This window comes from Suttonella indologenes (assembly GCF_900460215.1).
In the GTDB taxonomy this organism is placed as follows: Bacteria; Pseudomonadota; Gammaproteobacteria; order Cardiobacteriales; family Cardiobacteriaceae; genus Suttonella; species Suttonella indologenes.
Genome location: NZ_UHIA01000004.1, coordinates 884024 through 900574 on the forward strand (window position 1 = coordinate 884024; position 16551 = coordinate 900574).

The following is a 16551-nucleotide window of genomic DNA, read 5'->3' on the forward strand; positions in this document are numbered from 1 at the left end:
TCCCTCCTCAGATAAGTCTATAAATGTCAAACCTATAGATGCAAAACTGAACACCATGCCTACTACATTAAATTTGTTTGCCATAGTAAATGCAGCAGATAAAAAGCCGAGAGTATCTGACCAAGTTAATTTTTCATTTCTATTTATAACCTTAGCAGCAAAAGTAATTATACCTAAAGCACCAGTAAATTTCGCTAGTTTTCTTACAATACCTTCTTCATACATACCTGAACTGGCAGCATATAAGCCGTCAGATATAATATTAACTGACTTAACGCTACCTCTAATATTTCTCTCACAATCAAAATCATAACTAGCTCCTACTAAATTATTTAGAGAACTTGCTGAACTTGATGTAAGTTTTACTATAACATCAAAAGTAGTCATAAATGGACTGCCCATAATCTACCTCCAAGATTTATAAATACTAATTGCAATATTAAAAATTATGTAAACAGAATAAATCAATAAGAAGAAGTGAAAGCAAAAATAAAGAGTTATTTTTCTATAAAAAAATTTCATTTCTTTGTTAATAAAAATATTTTCTTTTTTTTCTTTATTAACTATTCTACTTATTGCAATGCTATTTTCAGTAATATTTTTGTATCTATTCTGATAGAATAAAACATAATCATCTGAAAAGTTATAAATACCTTTTTTATTCTTACAGAAATCTTCCCAAGTTCCTATACATGAGAAACACCATGTTTGATTATCTTTAGTAACTGTTAAAATGGGACTACCAAATTTTACTTCAGGTAAACGATATCTGATTGTAAATGGACCGTTTATTACATACTCTTCTCTACTTACATTCAGACTATCGTAGAAAGTATAGACTGAATAGTAGTAAGAGTAAAATGCAAGAAATGCATAAAAAAGAAGGCTTAAAATACATTCTCCTAATGATTCTTCTTTATAAGCTAAAAAACTTTTTAGTTTTAAATAAGTGTATAACACTGGATTAGTTTTAAAGGAAGGAAAGTTTACGATATAAAACCCTTCTTCGGTTTTTATTTTTCCGTATTTTTTATAACTCATAAAGAATGTTCTCGCATCAAAAAAATTGGTGTTTTTAATACCTATGAGATAATATCTTCAACTTATTATGTATAATTTTAAGCACCAACCTACTTTTATAAGCATTAATAACATATTTTTGGATACTAGTGACACGATAGCTACTCTTTTTTATTATGAAGATATTTTGTTTTTCTGGCTTTGTCAAGAATTATTTTTATCTGCAACCTGCCGTTTGCATTAATTTTTATGCCAATCTTGCTCATCTGACAACAACAGCCCCAGCTGCTAACAGCCTTGTGCTTTCTCAGCCTCCTTGACTGCACCGTCTAAGACTGGTGATTGCTGGCGTATGGCTATCCTGATGTGCTACTCAAACAGCATCTTTAAAGCGTTGATTTGCGTTTCCTGCCGGATCAAGCCGCTAAGCTGTAGTAAGGTGATCGATCCATGTGGTGATGTATTGATATTTTGCTTCTTGCAGCTGTTCAGCGGCATTGGCACGGTCTTTTTCTGCTTGCAGAATTTCCAGCGGATAGCTCATGCCGTATTGATTGCCGAGTTTGGTGGCTTTTAGTTTGGCTTGGTTGGTTGCAAGCAGTTTTTCTTGTATCACATTCACTCATTTTTCTCTCTCCTTAAAGCAAGGACTGCAAAGTAGCCCATACTATAACAAATTGCGACCATAACTAATAATTCTGAACCTGAAACGATAACAAGGTTAGGGTGACCAGTACTAGAATAACCATAATCTTGATTAGAGCTAAACAAATTGTACGCCATTAGATACGCAATCCAAAGCTGACCAAATATTAGTTTTTTGCTAAAATAGCGAGGGATATCTATTGCCCATTGAATATTTTTTTGTTTATTAAATTTAAACAGACTTAATATAAAAAAAGAAGAAAATAAAATTCCTAAAGGTATGGTTAAGTAGGTTCTAAAAAACACATGCTGTGCATCTGCATTTGCAGCATGAGAAATTATATTTATGTATATACCATAATTATCAAGAGACTTATTTAATTCAGAAAATAAACTATTCCATGAAAGAGGCAGAAAAATAAAACAATAAATACATGCTGGCAAAAAAACAATACAAAAAATTGATTGATAGGAGTATATCTCATATTTTATCCTTGGGGCTGAAGTAGATTATCATTAAATTTCACACCATTTCCGCAGAGTTCTGAGCTGCTGAAACGGTGTCTCATAATTAAATCGAAGCACCAGGTGCCCAGATAGCCATGCCCTGTGAGATGCTCAAGCGTCACTAATTGGCGGGCATCCATCACATGCGGATAAATTTTCTTAGGATCGCGGCTATAAGGATCAACGTCCTCACTGCCTGTCCAGCGATAAATTAAGACATCTAGCAAAGATTCACGCTTAGTTTCATCTGCGGCAATATATTCTTCTACCATTGCTTTGAGCTTGCTGTCTTTGCTCATTGCTATCTGTAAGTTAGGTACATTGCCAAAACCATACACATCAGGAAGAGATAAAATCTCATCAGATATATCCACATCACCAAGATATTTTGAGTCAGCTGTATTGACCTTGAACCATACGTCTTCAATATTAGATACGCCACCATCTGTCCAATTAACTTCGGCTCGGTGTGATATCTGATTTCCCGACTCATCGGTTTCTTTGACAGTCTGAGCCTGTACGCTAATAGATGCGATACCAAGTTCATCAAGTGAATATAATTCACCATCTTCCGTTTTGGCATTAATATTTTTATCCCGCCAAACTTTGAGTTTTGACCAGATAGAGTCGGTCGATGAAATGATACCGTCGCCGTTTTCATCATATTGATGAAGAGCGGCAAAACCATCAGAAGCTAAAGTCCCATCTTTTAATGCGGTATGATTACCAAAAAGCTCCGCACCATTATCAATTTTTCCATTGCCGTTTAGGTCTAATACTAGTAAGCCGTCATGCTCATCTAGCCAACCAGTTCGCTCTGCAAAACCAGAATTATCTAAGTCAAAGCGTGTAGAAATACCTAAAGGAAAAGTTTGAATACCATTTTTGTTTAAATCAATAACCAAAGGTGATGTGGTACATTCCGCTTCAGATATATTGGGTTGATTATCTGTACATTGATTCCCTTTAGGAATTTCGTTCCCAGTAAAAGCTTTATAAGCTTTGTCATAAAGCCAACCTAGTCCTGTGCTAACAGGGTAACTTAGTAAAGCTCCACCAAGCATAGCCGCAACTGGACCAACAGCAGGAATAAAAGAAAGTAATCCTCTAGTTATAAAATTTGATGAGACTGCAACGAATGAATTTTTTGCTGCTTGAGCAGTATTACAATTTCCAACTATATCAACTATAGGTACAATTGCATTAGCTACATTTCCAGCAACACTTAAATTCTTACCTAGTTGTGTTGCAAATTTTTGGGCGTTTCTTTGGATTGAATTAATATCATCCCTTATTTCATAATAAGTTTGTGCCTTTTTCCAATAGTATTGTTTATCCGCTTCAGAATATATATATCCTTTAGAAGACATATAATCATACACTCTTTGTCCTGTATTATAGTTATTTTTAACAAATTGACTAAATTGATTCGAGATATCTTTTCTAAATTTATCAGACCCTAATTCATTAAGAACTCCTCTCAATGTACTATGCCTATTTATAACCTTTTTAGCAAAATAGTCAGAACCATATTTATCCAATAGAAATTGTTTATAGAATTTAAACTTTTCCGATGCTTCATCAATTGATGCTGCATTAGCATACATCTGAACCCAGTTATTAAGATCATTAGCAAGTTCAGAGTAATCTTTAGGTTGTTTATTCTCACAGACATTACTCATAGTAATTCTCCTTAAGTTTTATTTCTCACAAAATTTATAAAAAGCGTATGATGAAGCTATGGATGTGGTAATTGCATCCATTTCTGATTTTCTATAAAAAAATAGGCTAAAATAACATAACCTGTATATTAAAAAGAAAACAATAAAAAAAAGAAGACAAAAATAGTTTATTATTCCAGCAGGAGAGATATCAAAATCATACCTAGTCACATTACTATAAGTAGATAGTACCTCAACCATTGGTGCCGCCAATAATAAAACTAAAATTACAAAAGATACTACAATTATATCAGCATAATATAAGAAAAAATTTTTCCAAGAATCAAAATTCCTAACAATGACAAAATATTTTCTTGCAAGAAACAAAACCATCAAAGTATACAAAATAATAAATATAAAAAAATAACCTTTTAGTAGATATTGCTTTTCTGGCATTTTAGTAATACTAAAAAAAATACCTACTTTATTTATTGAATCAAAATAAAAATAATCGTAGAAATTATAAATAAGAAACCCAGATATTATTGATACCATAACAAATGGGGGAATAAAATATATTCCCAATGTTTCAGCTATTCGCCTTTCTTTATTTTGTTCAGATTTTTTATAAAGATTAAAATAATCAATATAGAATTTTCTATCTTGCATATGAATAATATTATATATTTTAAACTCTCTATTATAAAAATCTTCTTTCAAAACATTAGTTGAAAAATCTATCAACTTATTAGTGAACTCACTATCAGACATCTATAGACTCCGAAAATTTATTTTATTTAAATCAAAAATAAAAAAGGTGCACAGGCTTGACGAATCTAGTCATAAGCAGACTCTGAGGTAAAACATCAACACCATTATAGACAGAGATAGCAACTGTCATGATATCATCAGAAGAACTTTTTCCCATATTATCTCTATTATCACATTCACTCATTTTTTTCTCTCCTTAAAGCAAGTATTGCAAAGTAGCCCATACAATAACAAATAGTCATCATAATTAGAAATTCTGCTCCTCCGACAAGGAAAGAACTGCTTTCAGTAAGATGAGATTTATTAGTATAGGCATGTTCAGCGCCAATTAAAATATAACCTATAATTGAATAGATCCAGAGCATGCCATATTTTAATTTCCTAGAAAAATAATATGGTAACTCTACAGCCCATTGAATATTTTTTTGTTTATTAAATTTAAACAAGCTTAATGTAAAAATTAAAGAAAATAAGATACCTAATGGAATGGTTATATAAGCTCTTAAAAATGTATGTATATTTTTTGCGTCAAAAGCTGCCCCTAAAGAAATAAAATTTGTATAAAAATTATTATGGTAATCGAAATTAAAATACGCATCTAGAGAATTATTCCACGCAAATGGAAAAAAAATAAAACAATAAATACATGCTGGAAAAAAAAACAATACAAAAAATTGATTGATGGGAGTATATCTCATAATTTATTCTTGGGGCTGAAGTAGATTAGCATTAAATTTCACACCATTTCTGCAAAGTTTTGAGGTGCTGAGATGGTCTCCCATAGTTGAACCCCAGCACCAAGTACCCAGATAGCCATGCCCTGTGAGATGCTCAAGCGTCACTAATTGGCGGGCATCCATCACATGCGGATAAATTTTCTTAGGATCGCGGCTATAAGGATCAACATCCTCACTGCCTGTCCAGCGATAAATTAAGTCATCTAGCAAAGATTCACGCTTAGTTTCAGCTAAAGGTTCAAAGGTTGCCGCCGCTTCGCGTAAATCTCGCAAATTGCCTACGCCTTTTAAGTTCATCCATAATAATTGTTCTGATGTGAGAGGAATTTTTTCTACATATTCAGAAACCAAAGTATTGCGCGTAAAGTTTACATCCCCCATCTCAGCAGTTGAACCATCTAATTTTTCATAACTGCCTTTTTGGGTAATCGTGTTATCACCTTCAAGTTTCTCATCAACAGCGGTGTGTTCAAGGTTCAGTGCTTTTACGCCGGCGGCTTCAAGCGTTAATAATTCGCCGTCATCGGTAATACCGTTGCTGTTTACGTCTCTCCAAATCCGCAGCTCGGCAAAATCAGCATCATTGGCATCCACTTTGCCGTCTTGATTGCTGTCAAATTCCGCTAATGCTTCATAGCCGTTTTTAGCAAGCGCACCGCTTTTAAGTTCATAGGCGTCACCAAAAATCTCACGGCCATTATTGATCTTGCCATCTTGGTTAATGTCGCGGACTAAAATACCGTCATTGGCATCCACCCAACCTATCGCATTGCGGATGCCGTTGGCATTATCATCAAACATCACTGCACGGTTTACCGCTGCTGCAAGGGTTTTAATCCCATTGCCATCAAGATCAATAATCAAGGGATCGGTGAAATAGTATTTTTGCTCCTTTGAACGATCCAAATCTAGCCATGGATTCATCCAATCCGGGAAAGCAGAATAAACAAATTTTGACCAATCTTCAGCTTTTTCCCAAAGAAAACCTTTGAAATTATCAGCGTTAAAGAAGTCATCAGCCGCCATAATTGAGTTACCATCATTATAAGTATGATCGCCGTATTCTTTAATAAATATACCAGCTACAGAAAAAATCTCTCCTGCTTTAAAGCCACGAGAAGCTAAACCATCTCCTGCCGCAACAAATAAATTACCTAGGAGATTATTTAAATCATGTAGATTAATTTCATTTTTCTGAGTTATAGATTGATATATTTTAGCCGCATCATTAGCCAAAGATAATGTAGAAAGTGATGAAGATGCGTTATTTGTTAATTCATTACCCTTCCCTAAGGAATCTCCCATATTGGCAACAACCTGAACCATAGATATAGTATCTTCTAAAACATCTCTAGTAGATTTATTAGCTAAATCGTTAATATAAGAGTTAGCTATATCTGTAGCAGACATTCCATCACTATAAAAGTCATACATTTGTCTTAATGTTGAATATATCATTTCCCTATCTCCTCTTATCTAACAAAAAGAAAAAAGCTGAAAAAACTAAAAGAACCATCAATCCGACTTTAAATTTTAATATTTCGAGTTTTATAGTTGATATTTGATTATATTCTTGTGAATTTTTACATGATGCAGAAGTAATAACTTTCCTTGTTTCTTTATCACCAGGCGAATAAATGTCAACATAAGATATTTTCGTCTCTTTGTTATGACACACATCAAAATATTCTGGGGAATAAAGTTTGCCAAATAAGTTAAAAGAATAGCCAATCCCTTTATCTAAAATAACAACATCATTCTTTTGATTATTAAAATCAATATCTTCTGGAATTTTTGTTGAAAAAAACAACACAAGTCCAATCATTATGGTACACATTGTCATAAAAAACGTTTTCCATTCGATACCCAAAAAGAATAAGGAATAGATAAAATAACTCCTAAAAATAGGATAGACCAACCAAAACAGACATATGAAATCAGAACCAATATTAAGCTAACGAAATATTTTATCTTCATACAGAATAACTTTATAATAAATTGCATAAATATATATACTGATAATTTTATGAATATACATAAATTTTATCAACCTCTTTCAAACTCGTCAAAATTGTTTTCATTTTTATCTAGCCACTTGCATTGAACTTTATAGCCAGCTTTCTCAGCTCAAAATAGTCTACTAGGCTTATAACAACCTTATGTTTTCTCAGCGTAATGGCATATATCATCTGTGGGTAGCTAATATATTGAGACCTTTGTAAAATTCCGTTTTACACGAATTTTCTCTACTGCTAGAAAAATCAAGGTACTGATTTAAATTCACTTTTTTAATTTTAAAAACTTGAGCTTCTCCAGTTTTTGGGGTTTTGCAAAGGTCTCATATTTCTATTGTGATGTACTACTCAAACAGCATCTTTAAAGCGTTGATTTGCGTTTCCTGCCGGATCAAGCCGCTAAGCTGTAGTAAGGTGATCCATGTGGTGATGTATTGATATTTTGCTTCTTGCAGCTGTTCAGCGGCATTGGCACGGTCTTTTTCTGCTTGCAGAATTTCAAGCGGATAGCTCATGCCGTATTGATTGCCGAGTTTGGTGGCTTTTAGTTTGGCTTGGTTGGTTGCAAGCAGTTTTTCTTGGGCCGCTATTTGTGCTTTCCACCCTTGCAATGCGGTATATTGCTGTTTGACGTTCAAAATAAGCTGCTCTTTTTCAGCACGATATTCAGCTTGTTTCTGTTTGACTAATGCTTCTTGCTGGCGGATTTTGCTTGATGTTTCGCCGCCGCTATAAAGCGGCAGGGTGAATTGAATGCCGACATACGTCCCTTTGTTACGGGTGTTATTGTTGCTGCCGTTTGTATAGCCGATGTTGTTGTGATTATCTTGGTAGCCTGCGGTGAGTGATACTTGTGGATAGTGCCCGCTTTTGGCAACGGCTTCATCAGCTTGGCTTTTATCGATTTCTAATTGTTTGTTGCGTAGGGTGTTGCTGTTGGCGAGTGCCATATCAATCCAGTCGTTTTCTGTATAACGGCTGCTGAGGTCTGGAAGATGCCCTGTTTTGATCGGGGTAAGACGGGTAGCGTTATGCCCTGTATAAGCTGCGAGTTTATTTTGTGCTGAAGTCAGGTCTGTTTGGGTTTTGATGATTTTGGCAACGGCAGCATCATAGTTTGCTTGCGCTTCATAGGTATCAAGAATCGTGCCTTGTCCAAGCTGGAAATTGCCTTGTGTCTGTTGAATTTGGGCTTGGTAGGCGGTTTTTTCTTCAGCGAGGCTTTTTAGTTTTTCTTGCGCCGCCAAGACTTCAAAGTAGGCTTTCGCGACTTCTAACATGAGGTCATCATCGCTGCACTGCAGCTGAGCTTCTCCAAGCTGTGCGGTGATTTTTTCCGCTTGGTACTGCGCCCAATGTGCTTTGTCGTAAAGCGGCTGTACGAGTTGGATATTCCAGCCATGTGTACGGTATTTGTCATAAGCATCTTGAGCGCGGTCGCTGTAGTTGGCATTCGCTGATATATGCGGCAAAAGCTGGGCTTTTGCTTGGTTTTGCGGTTCTTGAGCGGCATCACGAGCATATTCTGCAGCATGATGAGTGGCTGCATATTGCTGCGCAGCCCGCCATGCTTCTATGAGAGAGAAAGATGTTTTTTCTGTACGGGATATAGGCAGTTCGCCAGTTTGTGAAAATTCGTTTGGTTTATCCGTGTGCAGGCTTGGCGGACTAGGCACGGCATAGGCTGTATGCTCGGCAGCTTTGCGGCTGTCTTGGGTAGGGGCAAGCGTGTTAGATGATGGCTGTTGTAAAGCGTTTTGTACGCAGGCTGTTAGGGTCAAAAGCGGTATGGCGGCGATAAGCAGCCGGCAGTAGTGATTGTTTCTGGTCATCGTTGTTTGAGGCTTTCGTCAAGTTTGGTTTGCAGCGGACTGAGCAGATAGTCCAGCACGCTGCGTTTGCCCGTTTTGATTTCTGCGGTAAGGTTCATGCCTGCACTTAGGCGGACAGGTTGACCGTCAATCATTAGGGTGTCTTTATCCAGTTTAATGGTTGCGGCATAGATTAAGCCAAGTTTCTCATTTTCGATGGCATCGTAGCTGATATGTTCGACTTTGCCAGTGATATAGCCATAGCGTGTATAGGGGAAGGCTTCGATTTTAATGACCGCTGGCTGCCCTTGGCGAATAAAGCCGATATCCTTATTCAGTATCCATACGCTCGCGTGGAGCTGATAGTCATCAGGCACAATGACCATGACGCTTTGGGCTGCGGTCACAACGCCGCCGATTGTGTGTACTGCCAGCTGCTGCACGGTGCCTGATACGGGTGCTTTGAGGGTAAGCAGTTGTTGCCGCTGCTGCGCTTTTTCAATTTGCGGACTGAGTTGCGCAATTTGTTCATTCGCTTGGCGAATGGCATCTAGGGTATCACGGCGGAGGTTCTGCTCATTAACGCGGCGGCTTTTTGGCGGTGAGCTGGACGGATACCGTACAGGCGACGCTGATGCTCTTTGCCCTAATTTTAACGCCGATTATGGTCTATCTCAGCTTGGGCGGTGCGGCGGAAATGAGCGCGGCGGTGCAGGCTGTGGCTGCCAATACCGGCAAAGAATACGGCAGCTTGTTTGCCGGTACGACCTTCTTAGGCATTATTTCTACCGCCGCTTGGGGTTTAGGCTATTTCGGACAACCGCATATTTTGGCGCGCTTTATGGCGGCGGAAAATGTAAAATCGCTTAATAGTGCACGCCGCATCGGTATGACGTGGATGATTGTCTGCTTGGGCGGTGCGGTGGCGGCCGGTTATTTCGGCATTGCTTATTTCGGCGGTCATCCCGAGGAAATAGAGGCATTAGGCGGTAATGACGAACGCATTTTCATTGCTTTGGCAACCTTATTGTTTAACCCTTGGATTGCCGGCGTCATTTTGAGTGCGATTTTGGCAGCGGTGATGTCTACGCTGTCTTGCCAGCTCTTGGTCTGTTCCAGCGCCATTACCGAAGATTTTTACAAAGGCTTTCTGCGCCCGAATGCTGCGCAAAACGAATTGGTCTGGGTAGGGCGGATTATGGTATTGGCGGTGGCGATTATTGCCATTTTGATTGCCGGTAATCCCGACAGCAAAGTGCTGGGCTTGGTGTCCTATGCTTGGGCGGGCTTCGGCGCAGCCTTCGGACCGGTGGTGATTTTATCGGTGATGTGGAAGCGCATGACGGCTTCAGGCGCTTTGGCCGGCATGATTAGCGGCGCAGTCGTGGTGGTGCTATGGGCGGAAAAAGTGAATCCGGCATTGAGCAAAGCGGGTTTGCCGACCATGTATGAAATCGTGCCCGGATTTATTTTGTGCGGCTTGGCGGTGGTTGCCGTATCCTTATTGAGCAAAACGCCTGAGCGCGAAGTGGTGGAAAAATTCGAAAAAGCAGATGCGGATTATCGCGCAATATATTGAGAGATAGCCGATTATGAAATGAAAAGACGATGAATGTCTTACTCTACAATCTTAATCGGCTTTATGACTGATTGATAAGAGCGCCTTAACATGCGCTACGCTGCCGAAAAAGCCGCGCTGTTCTTTGGGCGCATATTCCGCTGTGGCTGAACAAAATGCCGCCGAAAGGACGGATAAAAAACGATAAGGCAAAAGAAGCAAATGCCAGCATGGTACCGACGGTCGGGTCTTCTGCCGGAAAGGATAATTGGTTGAACACCAGTGCGGCAACCGTGCCGTAGAGGAAGTAGTCGAACCATTCGATGGAGCTGCCGATTAAACTGGCCAGCAGCACGCGTTTAGATATTTGAGGGTTTTGTATGATGTTTTTCCAAATGTAGTGTTGTTTTATTATTGCTCATGATTTCATCCAAACGATCTGTTTGGATGCTTTTATAAATTTAAGAATTCAGGTGTTCGTAAGCCAATACCGCCGCCGCCAAATCTTCCAAGGCGCTGCCGACGGATTTAAATACAGTGATTTCCTCGGCATGTTCGCGTCCTTTGTGTTGCAGACGGCATAAATCGCTTAAGGTGGCGCGAACACGTTCGGGGGCGAACACACCAGCCGCAATCGGGGAGAGTAAATCACCGGCTTTCATCAAGGCTTCTTCGGTATCCACAAACACACTGGTATCGGCAAAACAGGCATCGTCGGTTTCGCGCATATCGGGGGCGAAGCCGCCGATTAAATCCAGATGCGTGCCCGCTTGCAGCCATTCGCGCAAAATCAAAGGGGCGGTGGACAAAGTGGCGCAGCTGACGATGTCGGACTGCTTCACGGCGGAAGCCAAGTCGCTTGCGGCTTCCGCCTGCAAACCTCTGTCGCGCAGACGAACTGCCAGACTTTCGGCTTTATCCTGAGTTTGATTCCAGATGATAAAACGTTCAATCGGGCGCACGCTTAAATAGGCATCGGGCAGCAGTTCCGCCACACGACCGGCACCTACAATCAGCAAGGTTTTGCTGTCTTTGCGGCTTAAAAAGCGTGCGGCCGATGCGGAAGCGGCGGCGGTGCGGCGTGAAGTGATGCTGTCGCCGTCAAAAATGGCGGCCGGTTTGCCGGTGTCTGCGCTGTATAAAATGTAAACCGAGTGCAGACTGGGGAGATTGTGTCGGGCGTTTTGCGGAAAAATGGATACGGTTTTCACGCCCAACCAGCGTTCCGGCTGCCAAGCGGGCATCAGCAGCAGGGTGCCGATTTTGTTGTTTTGTGCATCGGTAATGGCATGGTTGTGGCGCAGCGGCACTTCGCAGCCTTGGGCAAACAGTTTTTCTACCGCCGCCACCAATTCGGGAAACGGTAGAGCGGCGGAAGTTTGGGAAGAGTCGTAATGTAGCATGAGGAGACCTTTGCTTAAAAAGCTTTATTGCTTGAAAACTTATCTTGTAAAATAAAAGCTGTCAATATTTAAGTGTAAATTAATTTAAGCGATGCTTAATATTGAAAGCTGTTAAGACATCATGTTTTATGAATAATGTTTTTCTAGCCTATGATTGAATGCCATCTGTTTTTCAGGAGAAACTAAGGAGAAATCACCATGTTCCAATTTGCCCACCCCGAACAAACGCCCTTACGCCGAGCAGTGACTGAGGCTTATCGCCGCGATGAAATCAAAGCCGTGCAGGATATGCTGCAACAGGCGCAGATGAGCGATGAAGAGCGCCGTGCCGCCGATGATTTGGCGCGCCGTTTGGTCACCCAAGTGCGCGCCAGCCGCCGCAAAGCCAGCGGCGTGGATGCGCTGATGCACGAATTTTCCTTGTCCAGCGAAGAAGGGGTGGCGCTGATGTGCTTGGCAGAAGCCCTGCTGCGCATTCCCGACAATGCTACGCGCAATAAACTGATTGCCGACAAGCTTGCAGACGGCGATTGGCAAAGCCATTTGAACAACAGCCCGAGCCTGTTTGTAAACGCCGCCGCTTGGGGCTTGCTGATTACCGGCAAACTGACCAACGCACCCAGCAGCGAATCGCTTTCAGGCAGTCTGAAAAACGTCTTAAACAAAGGCGGTGCGCCCCTAATTCGCAAAGGCGTGAACTATGCCATGCGCATGCTGGGCAAGCAGTTTGTGACCGGGCAAACTATTGAAGAAGCATTGAAAAACGGCAAAGAACGCGAAAAACTGGGCTACCGTTTTTCATTCGATATGCTGGGCGAAGCGGCGTTTACCCAAGCCGATGCCGATCGCTATTATCAGGATTACCTTACCGCGATTCACGCCATCGGCAAGGATGCGGCAGGTCAGGGCGTGTATGAAGGCAACGGCATTTCGGTGAAATTATCGGCGATTCATCCGCGCTATTTCCGCGCCCAACACGAGCGCGTGATGACCGAACTGCTGCCGAAATTGAAACAGCTGTTTTTATTGGCAAAACAATATAATATCGGCCTGAACATCGATGCCGAAGAAGCCAACCGCTTGGAATTGTCGCTGGATTTGATGGAAACTTTGGTGTCCGATCCTGATTTGGCGGGTTACAACGGCATCGGTTTTGTGGTGCAGGCCTACCAAAAACGCTGCCCCTTTGTGATTGATTATTTGGTGGATTTGGCGCGCCGCAATAATCAGAAATTGATGATTCGCTTGGTAAAAGGCGCGTATTGGGACAGCGAAATCAAATGGGCGCAGGTGGACGGACTCAACGGCTATCCTGTCTATACCCGCAAAGTGCATACCGACATTTCCTATCTGGCATGCGCGCGCAAACTGCTGGACGCGCAAGATGCCGTGTTCCCGCAATTTGCCACCCACAATGCCTACACGTTGGCGGCGATTTACGAAATGGGCAAGGGCAAGGATTTTGAACACCAATGCCTGCACGGCATGGGCGAAACCCTGTACGACCAAGTGGTCGGTCCGCAAAACTTGGGTCGCCGCGTGCGCATTTACGCACCGGTGGGGACGCACGAAACGCTGTTGGCGTATTTGGTGCGCCGTTTGTTGGAAAACGGTGCCAATTCCTCGTTTGTGAATCAAATCGTCGATGAAAAAATCAGCATTGACGAACTGATTCGTAGCCCTTTCGATACTATCGCCGAAGAAGGTATTCATTTACATGCAGCTTTGCCGCTGCCGCGCGATTTATACGGCAAAGACCGCCAAAATTCGCAAGGCGTGGATTTGAGCAATGAACATGTGTTGCAGGATTTGCAGCAGCAAATGAACCAAGCCGCCGCGCACAATTTTCAGGCAGCCTCGATTGTAAACGGCAAGCCGCGTGAAGCAACTGCGCCGCAAGCGGTCAAAAATCCTGCCGATCATAATGATGTGGTCGGTACGGTCGCCTTTGCCGATGCCGCCTTGGCGCAAGAAGCGATTGCCGCAGCGGTGGCCGTACAAACGGCTTGGCGCCAAACGCCGGCTGCCGAACGTGCCGCCTGTCTACGCCGTTTTGCCGATTTGATGGAACAGCACACAGCCGCATTGATGATGCTGGCGGTGCGCGAAGCCGGCAAAACCCTGCAAAACGCGATTGCCGAAGTGCGCGAAGCGGTAGATTTCTGCCGCTACTATGCCGATGAAGCCGAGCAAACGCTGCCTGAAAGCGCGCAAGGTGTCGGCACCATTGTCGCCATCAGCCCTTGGAACTTCCCGCTGGCGATTTTTGTCGGCGAAGTGGCGGCGGCATTGGCTGCCGGTAATACCGTGGTCGCCAAACCTGCCGAACAGACCAGCCTGATTGCCCATTATGCCGTGCAGCTGCTGCATCAGGCAGGTGTGCCGTTCGAAGCCTTGCAGCTGGTATTGGGCGCAGGCGAAGTAGGCGCGGCGCTCACGCAAGATGCGCGTATCGGCGGCGTGATTTTCACCGGCTCGACCGAAGTGGCGCGCCTGATTAACCAAAGCTTGGCCAAACGCGAGGACAACCCCGTGCTGATTGCCGAAACCGGCGGCCAAAACGCCATGATTGTCGATTCCACCGCCTTGGCGGAACAAGTCTGCGCCGATGTGCTCAATTCCGCCTTCGATTCGGCCGGCCAACGCTGTTCGGCGCTGCGTATTTTGTGCGTGCAGGAAGACGTGGCCGAGCATATGATTGGCATGATTAAAGGCGCGATGAACGAATTGCGTGTCGGCAACCCGATGCGCCTGCACACCGACATCGGCCCCGTGATTGATGCCGAAGCGCAGCAAAACCTGCAAAACCACATCGACAAAATGAAAACGGCCGCCAAGTCTTATCATCAGATTAAGCTGCCTGAATACGCCGACAATGCCACCTTTATCGCCCCGATTTTGTTTGAACTGAACAATTTAAACGAATTGCAGCGCGAAGTATTCGGTCCTGTGCTGCACGTGGTGCGCTACCGCGCCGACGAACTGGACAGCATCATCGACCAAATCAACGGCAAAGGCTACGCGCTGACCCACGGCGTACACAGCCGCATCGACGGCACGGTGGAACACATCAGATCGCGCATTGAAGCCGGCAACGTTTACATCAACCGCAATATCGTCGGCGCCGTGGTCGGCGTGCAACCCTTCGGCGGACACGGTCTGTCAGGCACCGGCCCGAAAGCCGGCGGCCCGTTCTACCTGCAAAAACTCAGCGGCATCACGCACTGGAAACAGCCGACCCTCAGCCGCATCGGCAGCGTCGACGAAACCGCCTTGGCACGCATTCAAGCCCAATTGCATCAGCTGCCTTTATCGCAAGAGCAGAAGCTCAATCTTGCCGCCATTGCCGGGCGGACACGTCTGCAAACCTTATGCGGCGCCGAAAGCGTACTCACCGGTCCGACTGGCGAGCGCAATGTGCTCAGCTGGCATGCCCCGAAAAAAGTATGGCTCTACGGCGGCGATTTGCAGCAGGCTTTTGCCGCATTGACCGTATTGGCCGCTTCGGGCATGGAAGCGATTGTTGCCGCCGATTCCCCTTTAGCCGCCCACCAAGCCGGCTTGGAAGACCTAATCCGCATCAGCACCGATCCGACGGCAGAAGGTATCAGCCATGTGATTGCCTTGGAAAACCTGCCGCTTGCCGTCAAACAGCAGCTTGCCGGCAGCGACGGCGCCTTGGTGAAAATCCTGCCTTCCGAACAAGGCGTGGACGTGTTGCAACTATTTGAAGAAATTTCATGCAGCATCAACACCACCGCCGCCGGCGGCAATGCCAGCCTGATGGCGATGGCGGATTAACATGCTTAAAAAATCAGGCTGCTTAAAGAGCAGCCTGATGTTCTGGATATTTCAAGCGGCAAAATGCCCACCGCCTGATGCAATACGATAATAATCCTTTGCTTTATTGCATTTTTACTTTCCATACACCGTTATCTTTAACCACATTAATCGACTCGCTGCTTTTTACTTGACCGTTATTGGTTTCGATTTTCAGCACAACGCTTGCCTGAGTCTTATCGCTGTTATAAGTCACTTTTTCCGCTGTGATTTTTTTGACTCCGCCTTGTTTTTTCAGCTCTTCCTGCATGGCATTGAAGACTTGTTCCAATAAGTCCAGACCGAAAGGATTATTGACTTCCGCAGGCAGATAGACGATAGAAAGGGCTTTTTTAACATCGCCTTGCAAGAGTTCGGTAAAGAAGGTTTCCGCCGCTTCGGCAGGGGCTTCTTTGCCGCAGGCGGTTAAAAGCATCAGGCTTAATGCGGATAAGACAAGGAGTTTTTTCATAGATTTTTCCTAATATGATGTTTCAACACACAGAGCGACACATAAAGCGTCGCTCTACGTGTTGCCCTGAATTGGAAGAGGTTACACCTCTCTCACAGATTATCCTCCCTAAAGGGAGGGGTTTCAACCAGT

13 protein-coding genes and 3 pseudogenes are annotated in these 16551 nt (G+C 43.0%); 3 read left to right on the top strand and 13 right to left on the bottom strand.

Annotated features, from left to right (window positions below):
• Positions 1 to 55: 55 nt before the first annotated feature.
• A complete protein-coding gene (locus DYC63_RS12685; protein ID WP_172459467.1) occupies positions 56 to 313 on the top strand; it encodes a hypothetical protein in 258 nt (85 codons plus the stop codon).
• 92 nt (positions 314 to 405) lie between these two features.
• Here DYC63_RS12685 and DYC63_RS08370 read toward each other — a convergent pair whose 3' ends face one another.
• From DYC63_RS08370 to DYC63_RS08415, 10 genes and pseudogenes are all read right to left on the bottom strand, one after another.
• Positions 406 to 1041, bottom strand: a complete 636-nt coding sequence (locus tag DYC63_RS08370) for a hypothetical protein (RefSeq protein WP_115218805.1) — start codon at positions 1039 to 1041, stop codon at positions 406 to 408.
• 403 nt (positions 1042 to 1444) lie between these two features.
• Positions 1445 to 1636 carry a TolC family protein gene (locus DYC63_RS08375; protein WP_147284948.1) on the bottom strand — a complete coding sequence of 64 codons (192 nt, stop codon included), beginning with the start codon at positions 1634 to 1636 and terminating at the stop codon, positions 1445 to 1447.
• A 2-nt stretch (positions 1637 to 1638) separates the two neighbouring features.
• Positions 1639 to 2109: a hypothetical protein gene (locus DYC63_RS08380; RefSeq protein ID WP_147284949.1), complete on the bottom strand. Its 471-nt coding sequence runs from the start codon at positions 2107 to 2109 to the stop codon at positions 1639 to 1641.
• Positions 2110 to 2153: 44 nt separating this feature from the next.
• Entirely contained in the window at positions 2154 to 3854 is a 1701-nt protein-coding gene (locus DYC63_RS08385; protein WP_115218808.1) for a hypothetical protein, read from the bottom strand.
• An 18-nt stretch (positions 3855 to 3872) separates the two neighbouring features.
• Positions 3873 to 4604, bottom strand: a complete 732-nt coding sequence (locus DYC63_RS08390) for a hypothetical protein (protein WP_072281770.1) — start codon at positions 4602 to 4604, stop codon at positions 3873 to 3875.
• A gap of 176 nt (positions 4605 to 4780) precedes the next feature.
• Complete coding sequence (locus tag DYC63_RS08395; protein WP_115218809.1) at positions 4781 to 5302, bottom strand: hypothetical protein; 522 nt, start codon at positions 5300 to 5302, stop codon at positions 4781 to 4783.
• 3 nt (positions 5303 to 5305) lie between these two features.
• Positions 5306 to 6799 (bottom strand): hypothetical protein, encoded by a 1494-nt coding sequence (locus DYC63_RS08400; RefSeq protein ID WP_147284950.1) that lies wholly within the window; start codon positions 6797 to 6799, stop codon positions 5306 to 5308.
• 4 nt (positions 6800 to 6803) lie between these two features.
• Positions 6804 to 7166, bottom strand: coding sequence for a hypothetical protein (locus tag DYC63_RS08405; RefSeq protein ID WP_147284951.1), 363 nt, complete (start codon positions 7164 to 7166; stop codon positions 6804 to 6806).
• Between the two features lie 534 nt (positions 7167 to 7700).
• Positions 7701 to 9188 carry a TolC family protein gene (locus DYC63_RS08410; protein ID WP_115218812.1) on the bottom strand — a complete coding sequence of 496 codons (1488 nt, stop codon included), beginning with the start codon at positions 9186 to 9188 and terminating at the stop codon, positions 7701 to 7703.
• A pseudogene (locus DYC63_RS08415) lies at positions 9185 to 9763 on the bottom strand (HlyD family type I secretion periplasmic adaptor subunit); the annotation flags it as partial. The gene DYC63_RS08410 and the pseudogene DYC63_RS08415, both read right to left, overlap by 4 nt.
• Here DYC63_RS08415 and DYC63_RS08420 point away from each other — a divergent pair.
• A pseudogene (locus tag DYC63_RS08420) lies at positions 9754 to 10746 on the top strand (sodium:solute symporter family transporter); the annotation flags it as partial. The pseudogenes DYC63_RS08415 and DYC63_RS08420 sit on opposite strands and share 10 nt — an antisense overlap.
• Before the next feature lie 136 nt (positions 10747 to 10882).
• Here DYC63_RS08420 and DYC63_RS08425 read toward each other — a convergent pair.
• Positions 10883 to 11107, bottom strand: a pseudogene (locus tag DYC63_RS08425) (MFS transporter); the annotation flags it as partial.
• A gap of 79 nt (positions 11108 to 11186) precedes the next feature.
• Positions 11187 to 12128, bottom strand: a complete 942-nt coding sequence (lhpI, locus tag DYC63_RS08430; protein WP_115218814.1) for a bifunctional Delta(1)-pyrroline-2-carboxylate/Delta(1)-piperideine-2-carboxylate reductase — start codon at positions 12126 to 12128, stop codon at positions 11187 to 11189.
• Between the two features lie 198 nt (positions 12129 to 12326).
• Between lhpI and putA the strand changes: the two genes are divergently transcribed.
• Positions 12327 to 15929, top strand: a complete 3603-nt coding sequence (putA, locus tag DYC63_RS08435; protein WP_115218815.1) for a bifunctional proline dehydrogenase/L-glutamate gamma-semialdehyde dehydrogenase PutA — start codon at positions 12327 to 12329, stop codon at positions 15927 to 15929.
• A 103-nt stretch (positions 15930 to 16032) separates the two neighbouring features.
• Here putA and DYC63_RS08440 read toward each other — a convergent pair whose 3' ends face one another.
• Complete coding sequence (locus DYC63_RS08440) at positions 16033 to 16419, bottom strand: DUF4878 domain-containing protein (RefSeq protein ID WP_115218816.1); 387 nt, start codon at positions 16417 to 16419, stop codon at positions 16033 to 16035.
• Between the last annotated feature and the right edge of the window lie 132 nt (positions 16420 to 16551).

What these genes read in the sequence shown, in the direction of transcription:
- DYC63_RS12685 (WP_172459467.1), top strand. Translation starts at nt 56, where the DNA reads ATGCCTACTACATTAAATTTGTTTGCCATAGTAAATGCAGCAGATAAA.
- DYC63_RS08370 (WP_115218805.1), bottom strand. Translation starts at nt 1,041, where the DNA reads ATGAGTTATAAAAAATACGGAAAAATAAAAACCGAAGAAGGGTTTTAT.
- DYC63_RS08385 (WP_115218808.1), bottom strand. Translation starts at nt 3,854, where the DNA reads ATGAGTAATGTCTGTGAGAATAAACAACCTAAAGATTACTCTGAACTT.
- DYC63_RS08390 (WP_072281770.1), bottom strand. Translation starts at nt 4,604, where the DNA reads ATGTCTGATAGTGAGTTCACTAATAAGTTGATAGATTTTTCAACTAAT.
- DYC63_RS08395 (WP_115218809.1), bottom strand. Translation starts at nt 5,302, where the DNA reads ATGAGATATACTCCCATCAATCAATTTTTTGTATTGTTTTTTTTTCCA.
- DYC63_RS08400 (WP_147284950.1), bottom strand. Translation starts at nt 6,799, where the DNA reads ATGATATATTCAACATTAAGACAAATGTATGACTTTTATAGTGATGGA.
- DYC63_RS08405 (WP_147284951.1), bottom strand. Translation starts at nt 7,166, where the DNA reads ATGATTGGACTTGTGTTGTTTTTTTCAACAAAAATTCCAGAAGATATT.
- DYC63_RS08410 (WP_115218812.1), bottom strand. Translation starts at nt 9,188, where the DNA reads ATGACCAGAAACAATCACTACTGCCGGCTGCTTATCGCCGCCATACCG.
- lhpI (WP_115218814.1), bottom strand. Translation starts at nt 12,128, where the DNA reads ATGCTACATTACGACTCTTCCCAAACTTCCGCCGCTCTACCGTTTCCC.
- putA (WP_115218815.1), top strand. Translation starts at nt 12,327, where the DNA reads ATGTTCCAATTTGCCCACCCCGAACAAACGCCCTTACGCCGAGCAGTG.
- DYC63_RS08440 (WP_115218816.1), bottom strand. Translation starts at nt 16,419, where the DNA reads ATGAAAAAACTCCTTGTCTTATCCGCATTAAGCCTGATGCTTTTAACC.